Origin of the sequence: Streptomyces sp. NPDC102278 (genome assembly GCF_044766345.1) — a bacterium.
Taxonomy (GTDB): Bacteria; Actinomycetota; Actinomycetes; order Streptomycetales; family Streptomycetaceae; genus Streptomyces.
Genome location: NZ_JBIWLV010000006.1, coordinates 152122 through 169994, shown reverse-complemented (window position 1 = coordinate 169994; position 17873 = coordinate 152122). Strand labels below are relative to the sequence as shown.

18 protein-coding genes are annotated in these 17873 nt (G+C 72.5%); 12 read left to right on the top strand and 6 right to left on the bottom strand.

Annotated features, from left to right (window positions below; translation table 11 throughout):
* The first annotated feature begins 273 nt into the window (after window positions 1-273).
* The gene (locus ACIRO3_RS17620) at window positions 274-1611 is read left to right on the top strand and encodes a transcriptional regulator (protein ID WP_361785406.1); all 1338 of its coding nucleotides are present in this window, start codon (window positions 274-276) and stop codon (window positions 1609-1611) included.
* A 61-nt stretch (window positions 1612-1672) separates the two neighbouring features.
* Window positions 1673-2194 (top strand): NUDIX hydrolase, encoded by a 522-nt coding sequence (locus ACIRO3_RS17615; protein WP_404137434.1) that lies wholly within the window; start codon window positions 1673-1675, stop codon window positions 2192-2194.
* 28 nt (window positions 2195-2222) lie between these two features.
* Here ACIRO3_RS17615 and ACIRO3_RS17610 read toward each other — a convergent pair whose 3' ends face one another.
* The gene (locus ACIRO3_RS17610) at window positions 2223-3125 is read right to left on the bottom strand and encodes a 3-hydroxybutyryl-CoA dehydrogenase (RefSeq protein WP_266972306.1); all 903 of its coding nucleotides are present in this window, start codon (window positions 3123-3125) and stop codon (window positions 2223-2225) included.
* Between the two features lie 154 nt (window positions 3126-3279).
* Here ACIRO3_RS17610 and ACIRO3_RS17605 point away from each other — a divergent pair, with 154 nt between their 5' ends.
* Window positions 3280-4539, top strand: coding sequence for a glycoside hydrolase family 10 protein (locus tag ACIRO3_RS17605; protein ID WP_404137431.1), 1260 nt, complete (start codon window positions 3280-3282; stop codon window positions 4537-4539).
* Between the two features lie 79 nt (window positions 4540-4618).
* Here ACIRO3_RS17605 and ACIRO3_RS17600 read toward each other — a convergent pair whose 3' ends face one another.
* Window positions 4619-4816: a DUF1918 domain-containing protein gene (locus tag ACIRO3_RS17600; protein WP_053681924.1), complete on the bottom strand. Its 198-nt coding sequence runs from the start codon at window positions 4814-4816 to the stop codon at window positions 4619-4621.
* Window positions 4817-4875: 59 nt separating this feature from the next.
* Window positions 4876-5781, bottom strand: a complete 906-nt coding sequence (locus tag ACIRO3_RS17595) for a DMT family transporter (RefSeq protein ID WP_404137428.1) — start codon at window positions 5779-5781, stop codon at window positions 4876-4878.
* Between ACIRO3_RS17595 and ACIRO3_RS17590 the strand changes: the two genes are divergently transcribed.
* Both ACIRO3_RS17590 and ACIRO3_RS17585 read left to right on the top strand, forming a co-directional pair.
* Window positions 5780-7213, top strand: a complete 1434-nt coding sequence (locus tag ACIRO3_RS17590; protein ID WP_404137424.1) for a PLP-dependent aminotransferase family protein — start codon at window positions 5780-5782, stop codon at window positions 7211-7213. The genes ACIRO3_RS17595 and ACIRO3_RS17590 overlap by 2 nt on opposite strands.
* A gap of 55 nt (window positions 7214-7268) precedes the next feature.
* The gene (locus tag ACIRO3_RS17585) at window positions 7269-8021 is read left to right on the top strand and encodes an N-acetyltransferase (RefSeq protein WP_404137422.1); all 753 of its coding nucleotides are present in this window, start codon (window positions 7269-7271) and stop codon (window positions 8019-8021) included.
* A 14-nt stretch (window positions 8022-8035) separates the two neighbouring features.
* Here the strand turns inward: ACIRO3_RS17585 and ACIRO3_RS17580 are convergent, their stop codons facing one another.
* Entirely contained in the window at window positions 8036-8461 is a 426-nt protein-coding gene (locus ACIRO3_RS17580) for a VOC family protein (RefSeq protein ID WP_404137419.1), read from the bottom strand.
* Window positions 8462-8630: 169 nt separating this feature from the next.
* On the opposite strand from ACIRO3_RS17580, the gene argC reads away from it, so the two are divergent.
* Genes argC through ACIRO3_RS17555 form a run of 5 tightly spaced genes read left to right on the top strand, consistent with a single transcriptional unit; the run spans window position 8631 to window position 13497 of the window.
* Window positions 8631-9659 carry an N-acetyl-gamma-glutamyl-phosphate reductase gene (gene argC, locus ACIRO3_RS17575; RefSeq protein WP_361785429.1) on the top strand — a complete coding sequence of 343 codons (1029 nt, stop codon included), beginning with the start codon at window positions 8631-8633 and terminating at the stop codon, window positions 9657-9659.
* Window positions 9656-10813 (top strand): bifunctional glutamate N-acetyltransferase/amino-acid acetyltransferase ArgJ, encoded by a 1158-nt coding sequence (argJ, locus tag ACIRO3_RS17570; RefSeq protein WP_404137414.1) that lies wholly within the window; start codon window positions 9656-9658, stop codon window positions 10811-10813. The genes argC and argJ overlap by 4 nt, the downstream gene beginning before the upstream one ends.
* Entirely contained in the window at window positions 10810-11718 is a 909-nt protein-coding gene (gene argB / locus ACIRO3_RS17565; protein ID WP_404137412.1) for an acetylglutamate kinase, read from the top strand. The genes argJ and argB overlap by 4 nt, the downstream gene beginning before the upstream one ends.
* Window positions 11715-12953: an acetylornithine transaminase gene (locus ACIRO3_RS17560; protein ID WP_404137409.1), complete on the top strand. Its 1239-nt coding sequence runs from the start codon at window positions 11715-11717 to the stop codon at window positions 12951-12953. The genes argB and ACIRO3_RS17560 overlap by 4 nt, the downstream gene beginning before the upstream one ends.
* Before the next feature lie 7 nt (window positions 12954-12960).
* Window positions 12961-13497 (top strand): arginine repressor, encoded by a 537-nt coding sequence (locus ACIRO3_RS17555; RefSeq protein ID WP_053681932.1) that lies wholly within the window; start codon window positions 12961-12963, stop codon window positions 13495-13497.
* 75 nt (window positions 13498-13572) lie between these two features.
* Here the strand turns inward: ACIRO3_RS17555 and ACIRO3_RS17550 are convergent, their stop codons facing one another.
* Window positions 13573-14280 (bottom strand): L,D-transpeptidase, encoded by a 708-nt coding sequence (locus tag ACIRO3_RS17550; RefSeq protein WP_404137405.1) that lies wholly within the window; start codon window positions 14278-14280, stop codon window positions 13573-13575.
* 3 nt (window positions 14281-14283) lie between these two features.
* Window positions 14284-14859, bottom strand: a complete 576-nt coding sequence (locus ACIRO3_RS17545) for a pyridoxamine 5'-phosphate oxidase family protein (RefSeq protein ID WP_366149542.1) — start codon at window positions 14857-14859, stop codon at window positions 14284-14286.
* Window positions 14860-15074: 215 nt separating this feature from the next.
* Between ACIRO3_RS17545 and ACIRO3_RS17540 the strand changes: the two genes are divergently transcribed.
* A complete protein-coding gene (locus tag ACIRO3_RS17540) occupies window positions 15075-16268 on the top strand; it encodes an argininosuccinate synthase (RefSeq protein WP_404137402.1) in 1194 nt (397 codons plus the stop codon).
* Window positions 16269-16373: 105 nt separating this feature from the next.
* Complete coding sequence (gene argH / locus ACIRO3_RS17535) at window positions 16374-17801, top strand: argininosuccinate lyase (protein WP_361785447.1); 1428 nt, start codon at window positions 16374-16376, stop codon at window positions 17799-17801.
* Window positions 17802-17873 lie beyond the last annotated feature (72 nt).

The following is a 17873-nucleotide window of genomic DNA, read 5'->3' as shown; positions in this document are numbered from 1 at the left end:
GCGACCAACCGGGCGCCGGCGCAACCGTGGCGCGCCGCCCGTCCTGCCGTGGAGTGTCGGGCAGACAACAGGACGGGCGGCGCGGTGCCGGGTCGTCGCACTGTACGAGGGGGAGCCGACGACCCGAGCCGCCTCTTGACGAGGCCCTTAAGTGAAGCGCTCCGGGACACCTCCGCGGCAGGGTGCGTATCGCATTTATGCGCGTACTCGTTTCACACCCCGTGTGAACCGCCCACCCATTAGCCTGATGCGGACGAGCCCTTGGAGGGCCCCATGCAGCCCAACGCCCTGCTCGACGCCCTCCTCGCGGAGGCGGGCATGTCCCACGCCGGACTCGCCGCGCACGTCAACCAGGCGGGTCGTGGCCTCGGGCTCGCCCTGCGCTACGAACACACCGCGGTCTCCCGCTGGTTGAAGGGGCAGCGGCCGCGCGGCCAGGTGCCCGTGCTGATCTGCGAGGTGCTCGGCGGCCGGCTGCGCAGGCCCGTCACGCTCGACGACGTCGGGCTCGGCGCGACCGGCCGGCCCGCGCCCCACGCGACCCCGCTGAACGGGTTCGTGGACCGGGCCGCCGCCCTGTGGCGCTCCGACGAACAGGGCCGGTCCCCGCTGCGGTCCGACGAGGCGGTCACGGGCACGTCGGCCGTCATGCCGGTCTGGGAGTGGGAGAACCCGCCCGAGGACTGCGACGTGTCGCGCGACGGCCCGCTGCGGATCGGGCCCGAGCACATCGAGGTCCTCAGGGCCGCCCGCGCGCACTACGAGTTGATGTACCGCAGGGCCGGCGGGATGGCCACCCGGGCGCGGATCGTCCGTTTCCTGGGCACCGAGACCGCGCCGATGCTGCGCGGGAGTTACCCCGACGCGCTCGGTCGGCGGTTGCACCGGGCCACCGGCTCGCTGGTGGCCGTCGCGGGCATCTGCGCGTACGACTCCGACGCCCACGGCGCCGCCCAGCGGTACTTCCACCAGGCCCTGAGGATGGCGAAGGCCAGCGGGGACCGGGGACTCGGGGCGTACGTGATCGCGCTGCTCGTCAACCAGTCGCTGTACCTGGGGGACCACCGGCAGGCCGTGGCCTTCGCCGAGGCCGCGCTGCGGACCGCCGGCCGGCACACCACCCCGGCGCTGGCCGCGGACCTGCACGCGATGCAGGCGAAGGCGTACGCCCGACTCGGCGACGGGGCGGCCGCGTTGGCGTGCATCCGGCAGGCGGAGGCGGACGCCGAGCGGATCCGACCCGGTACCGAGCCGGCGGAGACGGGATACGTGCAGCCGGGGCTGGTCAACGTCCAGGTGGCGGAGGCGCTGCTCAGCCTCGGCGACCTGGAGGCCGCCCACGCCCAGGCGGAGGCCGCCGTCGGGACGCCCGCGCACGACCGCGGCCGGGTCCACCGGCTGGCCATCCTGTGCGAGGTGCAACTGCGGCAGGGGGAGCCGGACCGGGCGGTTCCGGCCGCGGTGGAGATGGCCGAGCGGGCCCAGGGGATGGAGTCGCGGCGGCTGCGGGATCGGCTGCGGGCGGTCAGGGAGGGGCTCCTGACCAGTGGTTGCGCCCGTGCGCAGGAGTCGGCCCGGCTCATCGACGGGGCGCTGCGCGTTCCCCTGTAAGGGGTCGAACTGCTGCCATGTTGCCACCGACGAATCGGAAGGTGGCACAACCGTGCAGTGGATGAACCTGAGTGAGCAGACCGTGTACAAGAACCGCTGGTTCGATGTGAACCTCGCGGATGTGGAACTCCCCGACGGGCGGCACCTGGACCACTTCGTGATCCGGCTGCGGCCGGTGGCGGTCGCCACGGCCGTCAACGCCGCCAACGAGGTGCTGCTGCTGTGGCGGCACCGCTTCATCACCGACAGCTGGGGTTGGGAACTGCCCGCCGGCGTGGTCGAGGACGGCGAGGACGTCGCCGTCGCCGCCGCCCGGGAGATGGAGGAGGAGTCGGGCTGGCGGCCCGGCCCGCTCCACCACCTGATGACCGTGGAACCCTCCAACGGGCTGACCGACGCCCGCCACCACCTCTACTGGGCGGACGGGGCCACGTACATCGGCCACCCCGAGGACGACTTCGAGTCCTCGCGCCGTGAGTGGGTCCCGCTCAAGCTGGTGCCGGACATGATCGCGCGCGGCGAGATCCCGGCCGCCAACATGGCGGCCGGGTTGCTGCTCCTGCACCATCTGCGGCAGGCCTAGTCGTGCCCTCGGCCCGGCCCTCGAAGGATCAGGCGTACGGGTAGAAGCCCGAGCCCGTCTTGCGCCCGAGGCGGCCCGCGTCGACCATGCGCTGGAGCAGCGGGGGAGCGGCGTACAGCGGCTCCTTGAACTCCGCGTACATCGAGTCCGCCACCGAGGCCACCGTGTCCAGGCCGATCAGGTCCGCGAGCTTCAGCGGGCCCATCGGGTGGGCGCAGCCCAGCTCCATGCCGTTGTCGATGTCCTCGCGGCTCGCGATGCCGGACTCGAACATCCGGATCGCCGACAGCAGGTACGGGATGAGCAGGGCGTTGACCACGAAGCCGGATCGGTCCTGGGCGCGGATCGCGTGCTTGCCCAGCACGTCCCGCACCAGGGCCTCGGCCCGCTTGATGGTCTCCTCGCCCGTGGTCAGCGCCGGGATCAGCTCGACGAGCTGCTGCACCGGGGCCGGGTTGAAGAAGTGGATGCCGATGACCTGGTCGGGCCGCGAGGTGGCGACGGCCAGCTTGACCAGCGGGATCGAGGAGGTGTTGGAGGCGAGGATCGCGTCCGGGCGGGTGATCACCTGGTCGAGTACCTGGAAGATCTCCGTCTTGACCTGCTCGTTCTCGACGACGGCCTCGATGACGAGGTCGCGGTCGGCGAACTCGCCGAGGTCGGTGGTGAAGGTGAGGCGGGCCAGGGTGGCGTCCCGCTCCTCCTCGCTGATCTTGCCGCGTTCGGCGGCCTTCATCAGGGAGTTGTGCAGCCGGGTGCGCCCGATCTCCAGGGCCTCGCCGGTGGTCTCGGCGACCATCACCTCAAGACCGCTGCGGGCACACACCTCCGCGATGCCCGCGCCCATCTGGCCACAGCCCACCACGCCGACGCGTGCGATGTCGGTCGGGAGGGTAGAGAGGTCCGTCACATCGTGCCTTTCGCTGCTCATCCATCGCGGGTCCCCCGTACTGGGCAGTGGTAACTGCGTTCCGGCGCCCGCCACGCCCCCCGACGTTACCCCCGACCTTGCCCCGGCCGGCGGGCCGGGGCGGGCATGCTGGGCGCACGCAACGCATTGTCACGGAACGGAACGGAGTCGTCACATGACGTACATCGGGCGGCGGGGACTGCTGGCGGCGGGCGCGGGGCTGTTGGCCTCGGCCACGGGGGCGGGGCCCGCCGGGGCGGCGGGCCGGACACGACCCGAGGGGCGAAGGCCGGTGCCGACGGGGGCGCCGGCCTCGGAGTTCCGGGGGATGTGGATCGCCTCCGTACAGAACGTCGACTGGCCCTCCGAGGCGGGGCTCTCCGCCGCCGCGCAGCGCGCCGAACTCCTCGCGCTCCTCGACACGGCCGTCGAGCGGCGGCTGAACGCGGTGGTCCTCCAGGTCCGACCCGCCGCCGACGCCCTGTGGCCCTCCGGGCTGGAGCCCTGGTCGCAGTGGCTGACCGGAACCCAGGGGGTCGACCCCGGCTGGGACCCGCTGGGCACGGCGGTCACCGAGGCCCACGCGCGGGGGCTGGAGCTGCACGCCTGGTTCAACCCGTACCGGGTGGCCAACCACACCGACCCGACCCGGCTCACCCCCGCGCACCCGGCCCGCCGCAACCCCGGCTGGACGGTCCCGTACGGCGGCAAGCTGTACTACAACCCGGGACTGCCCGAGGTGCGGGCCTTCGTGCAGCGGGCCATGCTCGACGCGGTCGCCCGCTACCCGGTCGACGCGGTGCACTGGGACGACTACTTCTACCCGTACCCCGTGGACGGCGAGGACTTCGACGACGACGAGGCCTTCGAGGAGTACGGCGGTTCCTTCGCCTCCCGGGCCGACTGGCGGCGGCACAACACCGACACCCTGGTGAAGGAGATGTCCGGGCAACTGCGCACGGTCCGTCCCGCGGCGAGGTTCGGCATCAGCCCGTTCGCGGTCTGGCGCAACGAGGGCGTGGATCCGCTGGGCTCCCCGACCCGGGCGGGCATCGGCACGTACGACGACCTGTACGCGGACACCCGCAAGTGGGTCAAGGAGCGCTGGATCGACTACATCGCGCCGCAGGCCTACTGGCAGATCGGCCATCCCACCGCCGACTACGCCTCGATCGTGCCGTGGTGGGCGCGCACGGTCGAGGGCACTGGCGTGGACCTGTACGTGGGGGAGGCGCTCTACCGCTGCGACGCCGACAGCCCCACCGCGGCGTGGCGCGACCCGGGGGAGCTGTCTCGGCACGTGCGCTTCGCCCGGGACCACGCGCAGGTCCGCGGCCACTGCTACTTCTCGGCGAAGCAGGTGGTCGCGGACCCCAACGGGGCGATGGCCAGGGTGGTGGCCGATCACTATCCGACGCGGATGCCGCCGCGATGAGAGGGGCGCGCGCCGAGGTGCGTCCGGGGGTGTGCGTCGGGCCGGGCCCCGGGACGTGCGTCGGTTCGGGTGGCCGGGGTCAGTGGGTGGGCTCGGGCGGGTGCTTCACGACGCAGTCGGGGCCCGGGGACATCACGGCCTCGTGCCCGTCCTGGAAGCGGACCCGGTAGGGAGGGGTTCCGTTCTCTCCCAGGACCTGGGTGATCTCACCCACCTTGTCGTGCTGGCCCACGATCCTGCCGTGCTGTACCAACTGGTCGCCCTCGGTCGCGCGCATGGCTGGCCTCCCTCACAAGGCGCTCTGATCCGGTGCTAGCAGTTTAGGGCGTTCCCGCACTATTTGACCCGCTGCGTCACCGCGATGCAGACCAGGACCGCACCGGCCGCCACCGGTGCGGCCGGGGACATGTGCTCGCCGAGCAGCGCCACCGACCAGACCAACGTCAGCAGGGGCTGCGCGAGCTGGAGCTGGCTGGCCCGGGCCGCGCCGATCTCGGCCATGCCCCGGTACCAGACGTACAGCCCCAGGAAGGTCGAGCCCGCCGCCACCCAGACCAGCCCGATCACCCCGTGCGCGGTCAGGTGCACCGGCTCGTACGTCAACCCCAGCACGGAACCGGCGAGGCTGAGCGGCAGGCACAGCACCAGGGCCCAGCCGATCACCTGCCAGCCCGGCAGCAGGCGCGCGAGCCGACCGCCCTCGGTGTAGCCGGCGGCGCAGACGAGCAGCGCCCCGAAGAGGTAGCCGTCGCCGGCCGAGAGGGAGCCGCCGCTCTGGCCGAGCGTGAACCCGAGCACGATCACCGCTCCGGCGACGGCCGCGGCCCAGAACCCCTTCGACGGCCGGGCGCCCGTACGCAGCGAGGACACCACGGCGGTGGTCAGCGGGAGCAGGCCGACCACGACGGCGGCGTGCGAGGTGGTGGAGGTCTGGAGCGCGAGGGTGGTGAGCAGGGGGAAGCCGACGACCACCCCCGCGGCGACGACAGCGAGCCCCGCCCAGTGTGCGCGGTCGGGCAGCGGTACCCGGCGGGCCAGCAGGAAAGCGCCCGCGATCGCCGCGGCGAGGACGCTGCGCACGGCGACGAGGGACCAAGGGCCGAAGCTCTCCAGGCCCCAGGCGGTGGCCGGGAAGGTCAGCGAGAAGGCGACGACCCCGAGGCCCGCGAGAGCGGATCCGCTTCTGGCCCCGCCCTGAACCGCTATCGAAGTCGAGCGAGTAGCGCTATTCTGTGCTGTCATGTACGAGCGTAGCAGTGCGGCGGAGCTGGCCGAATCCCTCAAGTCCGAACTCAACCGCTACTCGGTGGGTGGAAAGCTCCCGTCGAGCCGGGCTCTGGTGGAGCACTACCGGGTCAGTCCCGTCACCGTGTCGCGCGCCCTCGCCCTGCTCGCGGCCGAGGGACTGGTCGTCACCCGACCCGGCGCCGGGGTCTTCCGGGCCCGAGCGCGCTCCGCGGAACCCGCCTCCGGGGACACCTCCTGGCAGGAGGTCACCCTCAGCGGGGAGGGCGCGGGAGACGTGGTCCCGCGGTCCGTGGACGCCTCCGGGGTGCTCGTCTCGCTGGCCGCCCCGCCGTCCGGGGTGATCGAGCTGAACAGCGGCTACCTGCACCCCTCGCTCCAGCCCGAGCGGGCCATGGCGGCCGCCCTCGCCCGGGCCGGCCGCCGGCCCGGCGCGTGGAGCCGGCCCCCGGTGGAGGGACTGCCCGAACTGCGCGACTGGTTCGCCCGCGAGATCGGCGGCGCGGTCTCGGCGGCCGACGTGCTGGTCACCGCGGGCGGGCAGAGCGCCCTGACCACCGCGCTGCGGGCGCTGGCCCCGCCCGGCGCGCCGATCCTCGTGGAGTCGCCCACCTACCCCGGGCTGCTCGCCATCGCCCGCGCCTCGGGCTGCCGTCCCGTGCCGGTCCCCGTCGACGCCGAGGGGGTCCGGCCGGAGTTGCTGGCCGCCGCCTTCGAGGCGACGGGCGCCCGCGTCTTCGTCTGCCAGCCGCTGTTCCAGAACCCGACCGGCGTCGTCCTCGCGACCGCGCGCCGCGCGGAGGTGGTACGGATCGCGCGCGCGGCCGGGGCCTTCGTGGTCGAGGACGACTACGCGCGGAACCTGGCCCACGAGGACGCCGGGCCGCTGCCCGCCACCCTCGCCGCCGACGACGCCGACGGGGTCGTCGTCCACGTACGGTCGCTGACCAAGGCCACCTCGCCCAGCCTGCGGGTGGGGGCACTGGCCGCCCGGGGCCCGGTCCTCGACCGGCTGCGGGCCATCCAGGTCGTGGACAGCTTCTTCGTGTCCCGCCCGCTCCAGGAGGCCGCGCTCGAACTGGTCGGCGCGCCCGCCTGGCCCCGGCACCTGCGGGCCGTCGCCGCGGAGCTGCGCCACCGCCGGGACGTCCTCGCGGGCGCCCTGCGCCGGGAGCTCCCTGCGCTGACCCTTCCCCATCCGCCCTCCGGCGGATACCAGTTGTGGCTCCGGCTCGGGGAGGGCGCGGACGAGGCCGCCTTCGTCGCCTCGGCCCTGCGGGCCGGGGTGGCCGTCGCGCCCGGCCGCCCGTACTTCTGCGCGGAACCGCCGGGCCCCTACGTACGGCTCAGCTTCGCCGGGGTCGCCGGCGCGGGGGAGCTGACCGAGGCCGCCCAGCGGCTGCGCTCGGGTCTCGGCCCGCACGTCTGACGCCGCCCCCGCAAATTCGGTTGAAGGGCGGACGGGTCGTGCCTGGCCTGCGCCCATGACCGGCATCGAGATCACCACCCTGGCCCGCCGTCCCGAACTGGCCGACCGGCTCTGGGACATGAAGGACCCGTGGCCCCCGTTCGCCGGTCACGACTCGCTCGCCTGGCTGCTGTACCCGCGCATGGTGGCCGAGTTCCCCGACCACGTGCTGGTCTGCACGGACGGCGACGCGGTGATCGCCAGGGCGTTCAGCCTGCCCTTCGCCCTGCACGCGGACGGTCGCGGCGCCGGCGTGCTGCCCGCCCGCGGCTGGGACCAGATCCTGCTGTGGGCCTTCTCCGACCTGCGCCGCGCGGCCGAGCCCGACACCGTCGGCGCCGTCGAGATCACCGTCGCCGCCGACCGGCAGGGCGAGGGCCTGTCGGGACGGATGTTGGCGGCCATGCGGGACAACGCCCGCGCCCGCGGCTTCGCCGAGGTCGTGGCTCCCGTCCGGCCGAACGGCAAGCACGCCGAGCCGGACACCCCGATGGACGTGTACGCGTACCGCACGCGTGAGGACGGGCTGCCCCACGACCCGTGGCTGCGGGTCCACGTGCGCGCCGGAGCCGTCATCGACTCCGTGGCCCCGCTGTCGATGACGATCAGCGGGTCCCTGGCCGACTGGCGGGAGTGGACCGGCCTGCCCTTCGACGTCACCGGCCCGGTGCGGGTGCCGGGCGCGCTCGTCCCCGTCCGGTGCGAGGCGGAGCGGGGGTACGCGGTGTACGTGGAACCGAACGTGTGGGTGCGCCACCCGCTCGGTTGAGGCCGGCGGGCCGGTCAGAGGATCGGCTCGCCGATCCCCACCAGGTTCCCCTCGCTGTCGCGGAACCAGGCGGCGCGCTCACCCCGCGCGCCCTTGCTCGGATAGTTCCCGTCGATCTCGGCGATCCCGTCCGTGGTGTGGAGCCCGGGCGCGTCGACCTCCTCGAACCGCACCCCGCGCCGCCGCAGCTGCGACACCACCGACGCCAGGTCGTCCACGACCCATGCCATCTGGGTGAACGTGCCGGGCGACGCCCCCGTCGACGCGTACAGGACGAACTCCGTGCCCCCGCACCGGTACAACAGCCCGCCGGGCCGTTCGTCCACCGGCTCCAGGCCGAGCCGCTCGGCGTAGAAGCGCCGCGCCCGCTCCAGGTCCTGGGCGGGCAGCCGGGTCGCGACGTGCCCCCGGGCCAGAATGTTCCTGTCGTCAGCGTTCATGACCCCACTGTGCCGCGCGCCGCGGCCGGACGACCGGGCGACATGCGCGGGCCGGCGGGGCCGACGCGGGGCGGGGCGACGCGGGACGGCGCCGGGCAGGACCGGGCTGTGCAGCTTTGCATAAACCTGCGTAGATACGTATAGTCATGCCATCGATGAGGAGGGTCCGATGGTGGTACGTGTAGCGGTGGCCGGAGCGAGCGGATACGCGGGCGGTGAAGTCCTGCGCCTGCTGCTCTCGCACCCCGAGGTGGAGATCGGCGCGCTGACCGGCAACTCCAACGCGGGCCAACCCCTCGGCGCCCTGCAACCGCACCTCGTGCCGCTCGCCGACCGGACCCTGGAGGCGACCACGCCCGAGGTCCTCGCCGGGCACGACGTCGTCTTCCTCGCCCTGCCGCACGGCCAGTCCGCCGCCGTCGCCGCGCGGCTCGGCGAGGACGTGCTCGTCGTCGACATGGGCGCCGACCACCGGCTCAAGGACTCCGCGGACTGGGACCGGTTCTACGGCGCTCCGCACGCCGGGACCTGGCCCTACGGACTGCCCGAGCTGCCCGGGGCCCGCGCGGCCTTGGAGCGGGCCAAGCGTATCGCCGTTCCCGGCTGCTTCCCGACCGCCGTCTCGCTCGCGCTGTTCCCGGCGTACGCGGCCGGGCTCGCCGAACCGGAGGCCGTGATCGTGGCCGCCACCGGCACCTCCGGCGCCGGCAAGGCCCTCAAGCCCCACCTGCTCGGCTCCGAGGTGATGGGCTCGGTCAGCCCGTACGGGGTCGGGGGCGGTCACCGCCACACGCCCGAGATGGTGCAGAACCTGAGCCCCCTCGCGGGCCGGCGGGTCTCGGTGTCCTTCACGCCGACCCTGGTGCCCATGGCCCGGGGCATCCTCGCCACCTGCTCCGCCAAGGCCCTCCCCGGCACCACCGCCGACGCGGTCCGCGCCGCGTACGAGAAGGCGTACGCCGACGAGCCCTTCGTACGCCTGCTCCCCGAGGGGCAGTGGCCCGCCACGAAGTCCGTCCACGGCTCCAACGCCGCCCAGGTGCAGGTGGCGTACGACGAGTCCGCCGGGCGGATCATCGCGATCAGCGCCATCGACAACCTGACCAAGGGCACCGCCGGCGGCGCCGTGCAGAGCATGAACATCGCCCTCGGGTTCGACGAGGGCCTGGGTCTTTCCACGATCGGAGTCGCACCGTGAGCGTCACGGCAGCACAGGGGTTCACGGCGGCGGGCATCGCCGCCGGAATCAAGACGAACGGCAGTCCGGACGTGGCCCTCGTGGTCAACAACGGGCCGCGCCTGGCCGCCGCGGGCGTCTTCACCTCCAACCGCGTCAAGGCCGCGCCCGTGCACTGGTCCGAGCAGGTCCTGCGCGGCGCCACCGTCAGCGCGGTCGTCCTGAACTCCGGTGGCGCCAACGCCTGTACCGGGCCCAAGGGCTTCCAGGACACCCACGCCACGGCCGAGAGGGTCGCCGCCGCGCTCGGCGGCGACCACAACGCCGGCGAGATCGCCGTCGCCTCCACCGGCCTGATCGGCGTCCTGCTCCCCATGGACAAGCTGCTCGCCGGCGTGGACACCGCCGTCACGGCCCTCGCCGCCGACGGCGGGGAGGACGCGGCCATCGCCATCAAGACGACCGACAGCGTGCACAAGACGGCCGCCGTCACCCGGGGCGGTTGGACGGTGGGCGGCATGGCCAAGGGCGCGGGCATGCTCGCCCCGGGGCTGGCCACCATGCTCGTCGTCCTCACCACCGACGCCGACCTGGACGGCGACACCCTCGACAAGGCGCTGCGCGCCGCCACTCGCACCACCTTCGACCGGGTCGACTCCGACGGCTGCATGTCCACCAACGACACCGTGCTGCTGCTCGCCTCGGGGGCGTCCGGCCGGGTGCCCGCGTACGAGGACTTCGCGGAGGCCGTACGGACCGTCTGCGACGACCTCGCCCGGCAGCTGATCGGCGACGCCGAGGGCGCGAGCAAGGACATCCGCATCGAGGTCGTCGGCGCGCTCAGCGAGGACGACGCGGTCGAGGTCGGCCGGTCCATCGCCCGCAACAACCTCCTCAAGTGCGCCCTCCACGGCGAGGACCCCAACTGGGGCCGGGTGCTCTCCGCCATCGGCACCACCCGGGCCGCCTTCGACCCGGACCGGCTGAACGTCGCCATCAACGACGTGTGGGTGTGCCGCAACGGTTCGGTCGGCGACGACCGCGACCTGGTCTCGATGAAGGACCGCGAGGTCCGCATCACCGCCGATCTGGCGAACGGCACCGAGTCCGCGGTGATCTGGTCCAACGACCTGACCGCCGAGTACGTCCACGAGAACAGCGCGTACAGCTCATGAGCACCGCGAGGAAGCACACCGCGCTGCCCAAGGCCGAGATCCTCATCGAGGCCCTGCCCTGGCTCACCCGCCACAACGGCAAGATCGTCGTGATCAAGTTCGGCGGCAACGCCATGATCGACGAGGACCTCAAGGCCGCCTTCGCCCAGGACGTGGTCTTCCTGCGCCAGGCCGGCCTGCGGCCCGTCGTCGTACACGGCGGCGGACCGCAGATCAACGCCCAACTGGACAAGCAGGGCCTGGTCAGCGAGTTCAAGGCCGGCCTGCGCGTCACCACCCCGGAGGCCATGGACGTCGTACGCATGGTCCTGGCGGGGCAGGTCCAGCGCGAGCTGGTGGGGCTGCTCAACCAGCACGGGCCGCTCGCCGTCGGCATGACCGGCGAGGACGCCCACACCATCACGGCGACCAAGCACAGCCCGCAGATCGGCGGCGAGCTCGTCGACATCGGTCGGGTCGGAGTGATCACCGCCATCGAGACGGGCGCGATCGAGGCACTGCTGGCCGACGGCCGGATCCCGGTCATCTCCTCCATCGCGCGCAGCGCCGACGACCACCACGTCTACAACGTGAACGCCGACACGGCGGCCGCGGCCCTCGCCGCCGCGCTGGGCGCCGAGACGCTGATGGTCCTCACCGATGTCGAGGGCCTGTACGCGGACTGGCCGAACAGCGACGAGGTGATCAGCCGGCTCACCGTCAGCCAGTTGGAGAAGCTGCTGCCCGAGCTGTCCAGCGGCATGGTTCCCAAGATGGAGGGCTGCCTGCACGCCGTGCGCCACGGGGTGAACACCGCCCGCGTGATCGACGGACGGGTCCAGCACTCGATCCTCTTGGAGATCTTCACGGACGAGGGAATCGGCACGATGGTCGTGCCCGACGCACAGGGAGGGGAACCGGTATGACCGGCGACCAGGAGACCGGCAACCAGCGCTTCGCCGCCCGCTGGCAGGGCGCGCTGACCGACAACTACGGCACTCCGGCGCTGGCCCTCGTGCGCGGTGAGGGCGCCCAGGTCTGGGACGCGGACGGCAAGCAGTACACCGACTTCGTCGGCGGCATCGCGGTCAACGCCCTCGGTCACGCGCACCCGGCGATCGTGTCCGCGGTCACCGAGCAGATCTCCACGCTCGGCCACGTCTCCAACCTGTACGCCTCCGAGCCGGTGCTGGCGCTCGGCGAACGGCTGCTCCGGCTCTTCGACCGGCCGGGACGGGTCTTCTTCTGCAACTCCGGCGCCGAGGCCGTCGAGGCCGCCTTCAAGATCGGCCGGTTGACCGGGCGGACCCACATGGTGGCCACCGACGGCGGCTTCCACGGCCGGACCATGGGCGCCCTCGCGCTCACCGGCCAGCCCAAGAAGCAGGAGCCCTTCCTGCCCCTGCCCGGCGAGGTCACGCACGTCCCGTACGGCGACGCGGAGGCCCTGCGGGCCGCCGTCACCGAGGAGACCGCGCTGGTGATCATCGAGCCGATCCAGGGCGAGATCGGCGTCGTCGTCCCGCCCGCGGGCTACCTGACCGCCGCCCGTGAGATCACCCGGGCCACCGGGACCCTGCTCGTGCTCGACGAGGTGCAGACCGGCATCGGTCGGTGCGGCCAGTGGTTCGAGCACCAGGCCCACGAGGGCGTCGAACCCGACCTCGTCACGCTCGCGAAGGGCCTGGGCGGCGGCCTCCCCATCGGCGCCGTCGCGGCCTTCGGCCCGGCCGCCGACCTGCTCCGGCCCGGCCAGCACGGCACCACCTTCGGCGGGAACCCGGTCGCCTGCGCCGCCGGCCTCGCCGTGATCGAGACCATCGCCGCCGACGACCTGCTCGACCGGGTCAAGGAGCGCGGCGAGCGGCTGCGCTCCGGGATCGAGGGGCTGGGCCACGGCCTCGTCTCCCACGTGCGCGGCGCCGGCCTCCTGCTGGGTATCGTGCTGACCGAGCCCCTCGCGCCACTGGTGCAACAGGCGGCTCAGGGCGCCGGCTTCCTGGTGAACGCGCCCGCCCCCGACGTCGTACGGCTGATGCCCCCGTTCGTACTGACCGAGGCGGAGGCGGACGCGTTCCTCCGGGCACTGCCCGGCGTACTCGACGCTGCCAGGGACGCAGCCAACGACGCAGCCAACGGGGACGGACGAACCGGGGAATGAGACGACGATGAGTCAGGCGCAGGAACACGAGCAGAACGGCCAGTCCGTCCCCCAGACCCGCACCGCACGCCACCGCCGGATCGTGGACATCCTCAACCGGCAACCGGTGCGCTCGCAGAGTCAGTTGGCCAAGCTGCTGGCCGACGACGGGTTGAGCGTCACCCAGGCGACGCTCTCGCGCGACCTCGACGAGCTGGGCGCGGTCAAGATCCGCAACACGGGTGGCGAGCTGATCTACGCGGTCCCCAGCGAGGGCGGCTTCCGCACCCCGCAGGCCCCGCTCGGGGAGTCGGCGAAGGAGGAGCGCATGCGGCGCCTCTCCGGGGAACTGCTGATCTCCGCCGAGGCCTCCGCGAACCTCGTGGTCCTGCGCACCCCGCCCGGAGCGGCCCAGTTCCTCGCTTCCGCGATCGACCAGGCCGAACTCCGGGAGATCCTCGGCACCATCGCCGGCGACGACACCCTGATGCTCATCAGCCGCGATCCGGCGGGCGGTCAGGCCCTCGCCGACCACCTGCTGCGGTTGGCACAGAAGGAGGGCTGAGCCCCGCCCGCCGCGCGCCGCGCGCGTCGCGTCGGGTAGCACCGGACGCCCGCCGGACCGCCCTGGTGCACCTGCCTAGTGGCGCGTCACGGCCAGCGGGCCGTCCTGCGTGCCGACCGCGATGTGCGGGTGCCGCCGGGGGTCCGCCCAGCGCAGGATCGCGCGCATCGACCCCTCCGGCACGGACACGCAGCCCGCCGTCGCGCCCTTGCCGTCGACGTGCAGGAAGATGCCCGCGCCCCGGCCGCGTACCGGCCGCTCGTAGTTGAAGTCCATCACCAGCGCGTACGCGTACTGCTGCCGGTACGTGATCAGGTGCTCCGCCTCGCCGGGCGCGCAGTCGGCGGGCAGCGGCTCCACCCAGCGGTTGTAGCTGCCGGACGCGTTGTCCTGGCACCACCAGGAACCCTCGGTCACCCGCCGGTACAGGCCGCGGTACTCCGTGCCCGCGGGCGGGGCCTCGATGCCGAACGCGTACGGCAGCCCGTACAGGCCGGCCGGGGTGGTGCTCGTACCCTGGACCCGGGTCGTGCCCTCGGTCAGGCCGTTCGCCCCGAACCGGGCCGGGGCGCTGCCCACCTCGTACCAGTGGTCAGCCCGCCGGTCCCACCAGGTGAGCCGGCCGGTCGTGGACCCGGCGGAGGGGGCGACGGCGACGATCAGCTGACTGCCGCCCCCGGTGTCGGCGAGGCGCGCGGGCAGGGGCGTGGGCAGGGGCGGGGGGCCGGGCCACAGCAGGCTGGTGACGAACAGTGAACCGGCGAGGAGAGCGGTACGCAGCACCTGTCAGACGGTACGGGCAGGAAGGGGCACGGGCAGTGCAGGCAGGCCGTCGAGACTCACCGCGACCTTCTTCTCGCAGTACGCGGCGAACTCCTCGTCCGTCTTGCGGGCGAAGTACTCCGCGTGCAGGGTGCGCTCGCCCTGGTACTCCATGAAGGGGACGGCGTAGCCGCACACGTCCGAGATCCGGCGGGCGTGGACCACGACGATCGCCCGGGCCGAGGGCCCGTCGGCGTCCCCGAACAGGGCGATCAGCTCGCCCCAGCGCGGGTCGTCACGGAAGACCGTCTCGCCCTCCCCGTGGACGCGCACGATGTTCGGCGGACCGGAGAACGCGCACCACATCAGCGTGATGCGGCCGTTCTCGCGGACGTGGGCGATGGTCTCGGCGCCGCTCCCGCCGAAGTCCAGGTAGGCGAGGGTCTGCTCGTCGATGACGACGAGGGTCCCGGCGCGGCCCTTGGGGGAGAGGTTGACGTGGCCGTCCCCTGCGAGCGGCGCGGTGGCGGTGAAGAAGACCGGCTGCTCCTCGATGAATTTCCGCAGGCGGCCGTCTATCCGTTCATGAAGTTTTCCCATGACCTGATCATCCACGGTCATACGAACGCCCGCCGCGCGTTTCACCCTCCGAGACCCATGCGCGAGCGCCGCAGCCTCGTTCATGCGGCCCGGGCCGGCGAATCACCGCAGGCCGGAGCGCTGGAAACGAGGTCGATTGACGAAACATACGGAGCAGTGCATAGTTATGCCTGTCGTTGAATGCATCATGTCGAACACACCGTGAGGAGGCACCCGTGACCGAGCGCGTCGTTCTCGCCTATTCGGGCGGTCTGGACACCTCCGTCGCCATCGGCTGGATCGCCGAGGAGACGGGCGCCGAGGTCATCGCCGTCGCCGTGGACGTCGGCCAGGGCGGCGAGGACCTGGACGTCATCCGCGAGCGCGCCCTCGCCTGCGGCGCCGTCGAGGCCGAGGTCGCGGATGCCAAGGACGAGTTCGCCGACGAGTACTGCCTCCCGGCGATCAAGGCGAACGCCCTCTACATGGACCGCTACCCGCTGGTGTCGGCCCTGTCCCGACCGGTCATCGTCAAGCACCTCGTGGCGGCCGCCCGCAAGCACGGCGCCTCGACCGTCGCCCACGGCTGCACCGGCAAGGGCAACGACCAGGTCCGCTTCGAGGCCGGCATCGCCGCCCTCGGCCCCGACCTGAGGTGCGTCGCCCCGGTCCGCGACTACGCGATGACCCGGGACAAGGCGATCGCCTTCTGCGAGGAGAAGAACCTCCCGATCGCGACCACCAGGAAGTCCCCGTACTCCATCGACCAGAACGTCTTCGGGCGCGCGGTCGAGACGGGGTTCCTGGAGGACATCTGGAACGCGCCGATCGAGGACATATACGAGTACACCGCGAACCCGGCGCTCCCGCGCGAGGCCGACGAGGTCGTCATCTCCTTCGAGGAGGGCGTCCCCGTCGCCCTCGACGGCAAGCCCGTCACCGTGCTCCAGGCCATCCGGCAGCTCAACGAGCGCGCCGGCGCCCAGGGCGTCGGCCGGATCGACATGGTCGAGGACCGTCTCGTGGGCATCAAGTCCCGTGAGGTGTACGAGGCTCCGGGCGCGATCGCGCTGATCACGGCCCACCAGGAGATGGAGAACGTCACCGTCGAGCGCGAACTGGCCCGTCACAAGCGGCAGGTCGAGCAGCGCTGGGGCGAACTGGTATACGACGGCCTGTGGTTCTCCCCGCTCAAGCGCGCCCTGGACGGCTTCCTCGACGAGGTCAACCGGCACGTGAGCGGCGACATCCGGATGACCCTGCACGGCGGCCGCGCCGTCGTCACGGGCCGCAGGTCGCACGCGTCGCTCTACGACTTCAACCTGGCCACCTACGACTCGGGCGACACCTTCGACCAGTCCAAGGCCCAGGGTTTCATCGAGATCTTCGGCCTCTCGTCGAAGATCGCCGCACGCCGCGACCTCGCCTGAGTCCCAGTCGTTGGGTCGTTACGCAGTACGAGATCGGCCTCCCCGACACCTCCGCGGCGGGGAGTCCGCGCACATCCGAGCATGCAGTCCTGAGGAGCAGTAGCTGTGAGCAGCAACAACGGTGACGTTCGGCTCTGGGGCGGCCGGTTCGCCGACGGCCCCGCCGAGGCCCTCGCGAAACTGTCCGCGTCGGTCCACTTCGACTGGCGCCTCGCGCCGTACGACATCGCCGGCTCCCGGGCCCACGCCCGCGTGCTGCACAAGGCGGGTCTCCTCACGGCCGAGGAACTGGACCGGATGATCACCGGCCTGGACCGGCTGGAAGCCGACGTGGCCGACGGTTCCTTCGTCGGCACCATCGCCGACGAGGACGTCCACACCGCCCTGGAACGGGGTCTCCTGGAGCGGCTCGGCGCCGACCTCGGCGGCAAGCTGCGCGCCGGCCGGTCCCGCAACGACCAGGTGGCCACCCTCTTCCGGATGTACCTGCGCGACCACGCCCGGATCGTCGGCGGCCTGATCGCGGACCTCCAGGACGCGCTGGTCGGACTCGCCGAGGCGCACGCCGACGTGGCGATGCCGGGCCGGACCCACCTCCAGCACGCCCAGCCGGTGCTCTTCGCCCACCACGTGCTGGCCCACGTGCAGTCCCTGTCCCGGGACGCCGAGCGGCTGCGCCAGTGGGACACCCGGACCGCGGTCTCCCCGTACGGATCGGGCGCCCTCGCGGGCTCCTCGCTGGGCCTGGACCCGGAGGCGGTCGCCGCCGACCTGGGCTTCGAGCGGGGCTCGGTCGGCAACTCGATCGACGGCACGGCCTCGCGCGACTTCGTCGCCGAGTTCGCCTTCATCACCGCGATGATCGGGATCAACCTGTCCCGGATCGCGGAGGAGATCATCATCTGGAACACGAAGGAGTTCTCCTTCGTCACCCTGCACGACGCCTTCTCCACCGGCTCGTCGATCATGCCGCAGAAGAAGAACCCGGACATCGCCGAGCTGGCGCGCGGCAAGTCGGGCCGGCTCATCGGCAACCTGACCGGTCTGCTCGCCACCCTCAAGGCCCTCCCGCTCGCCTACAACCGGGACCTCCAGGAGGACAAGGAGCCCGTCTTCGACTCCTGCGACACCCTCGAAGTCCTGCTCCCCGCCTTCACCGGCATGATGGCCACCCTCACGATCAACCGGGAGCGCATGGAGGAGCTGGCTCCGGCCGGCTTCTCCCTCGCCACCGACATCGCGGAGTGGCTGGTCAAGCAGGGTGTGCCGTTCCGGGTGGCGCACGAGGTGGCCGGCGAGTGCGTCAAGGAGTGCGAGGCGCTGGACATCGAGCTCGACGAGCTCACCGACGAGCAGTTCGCGAAGATCTCGGAGCACCTCACCCCCGAGGTCCGTACCGTCCTGAACGTCGCCGGAGCCCTGGCCTCCCGCGACGGCCGCGGCGGCACCGCCCCCTCGGCGGTGGCCACCCAGCTCACCGAACTCAAGGCCGACCTGGTCATCCAGCACGCCTGGGCGACCCACAAGCAGTAGCCGTACGACAACAGCAGCCGTAGACAGCCGCATGACCCGAAGGGGGCGGCCGGAGCACCCGCTCCGGCCGCC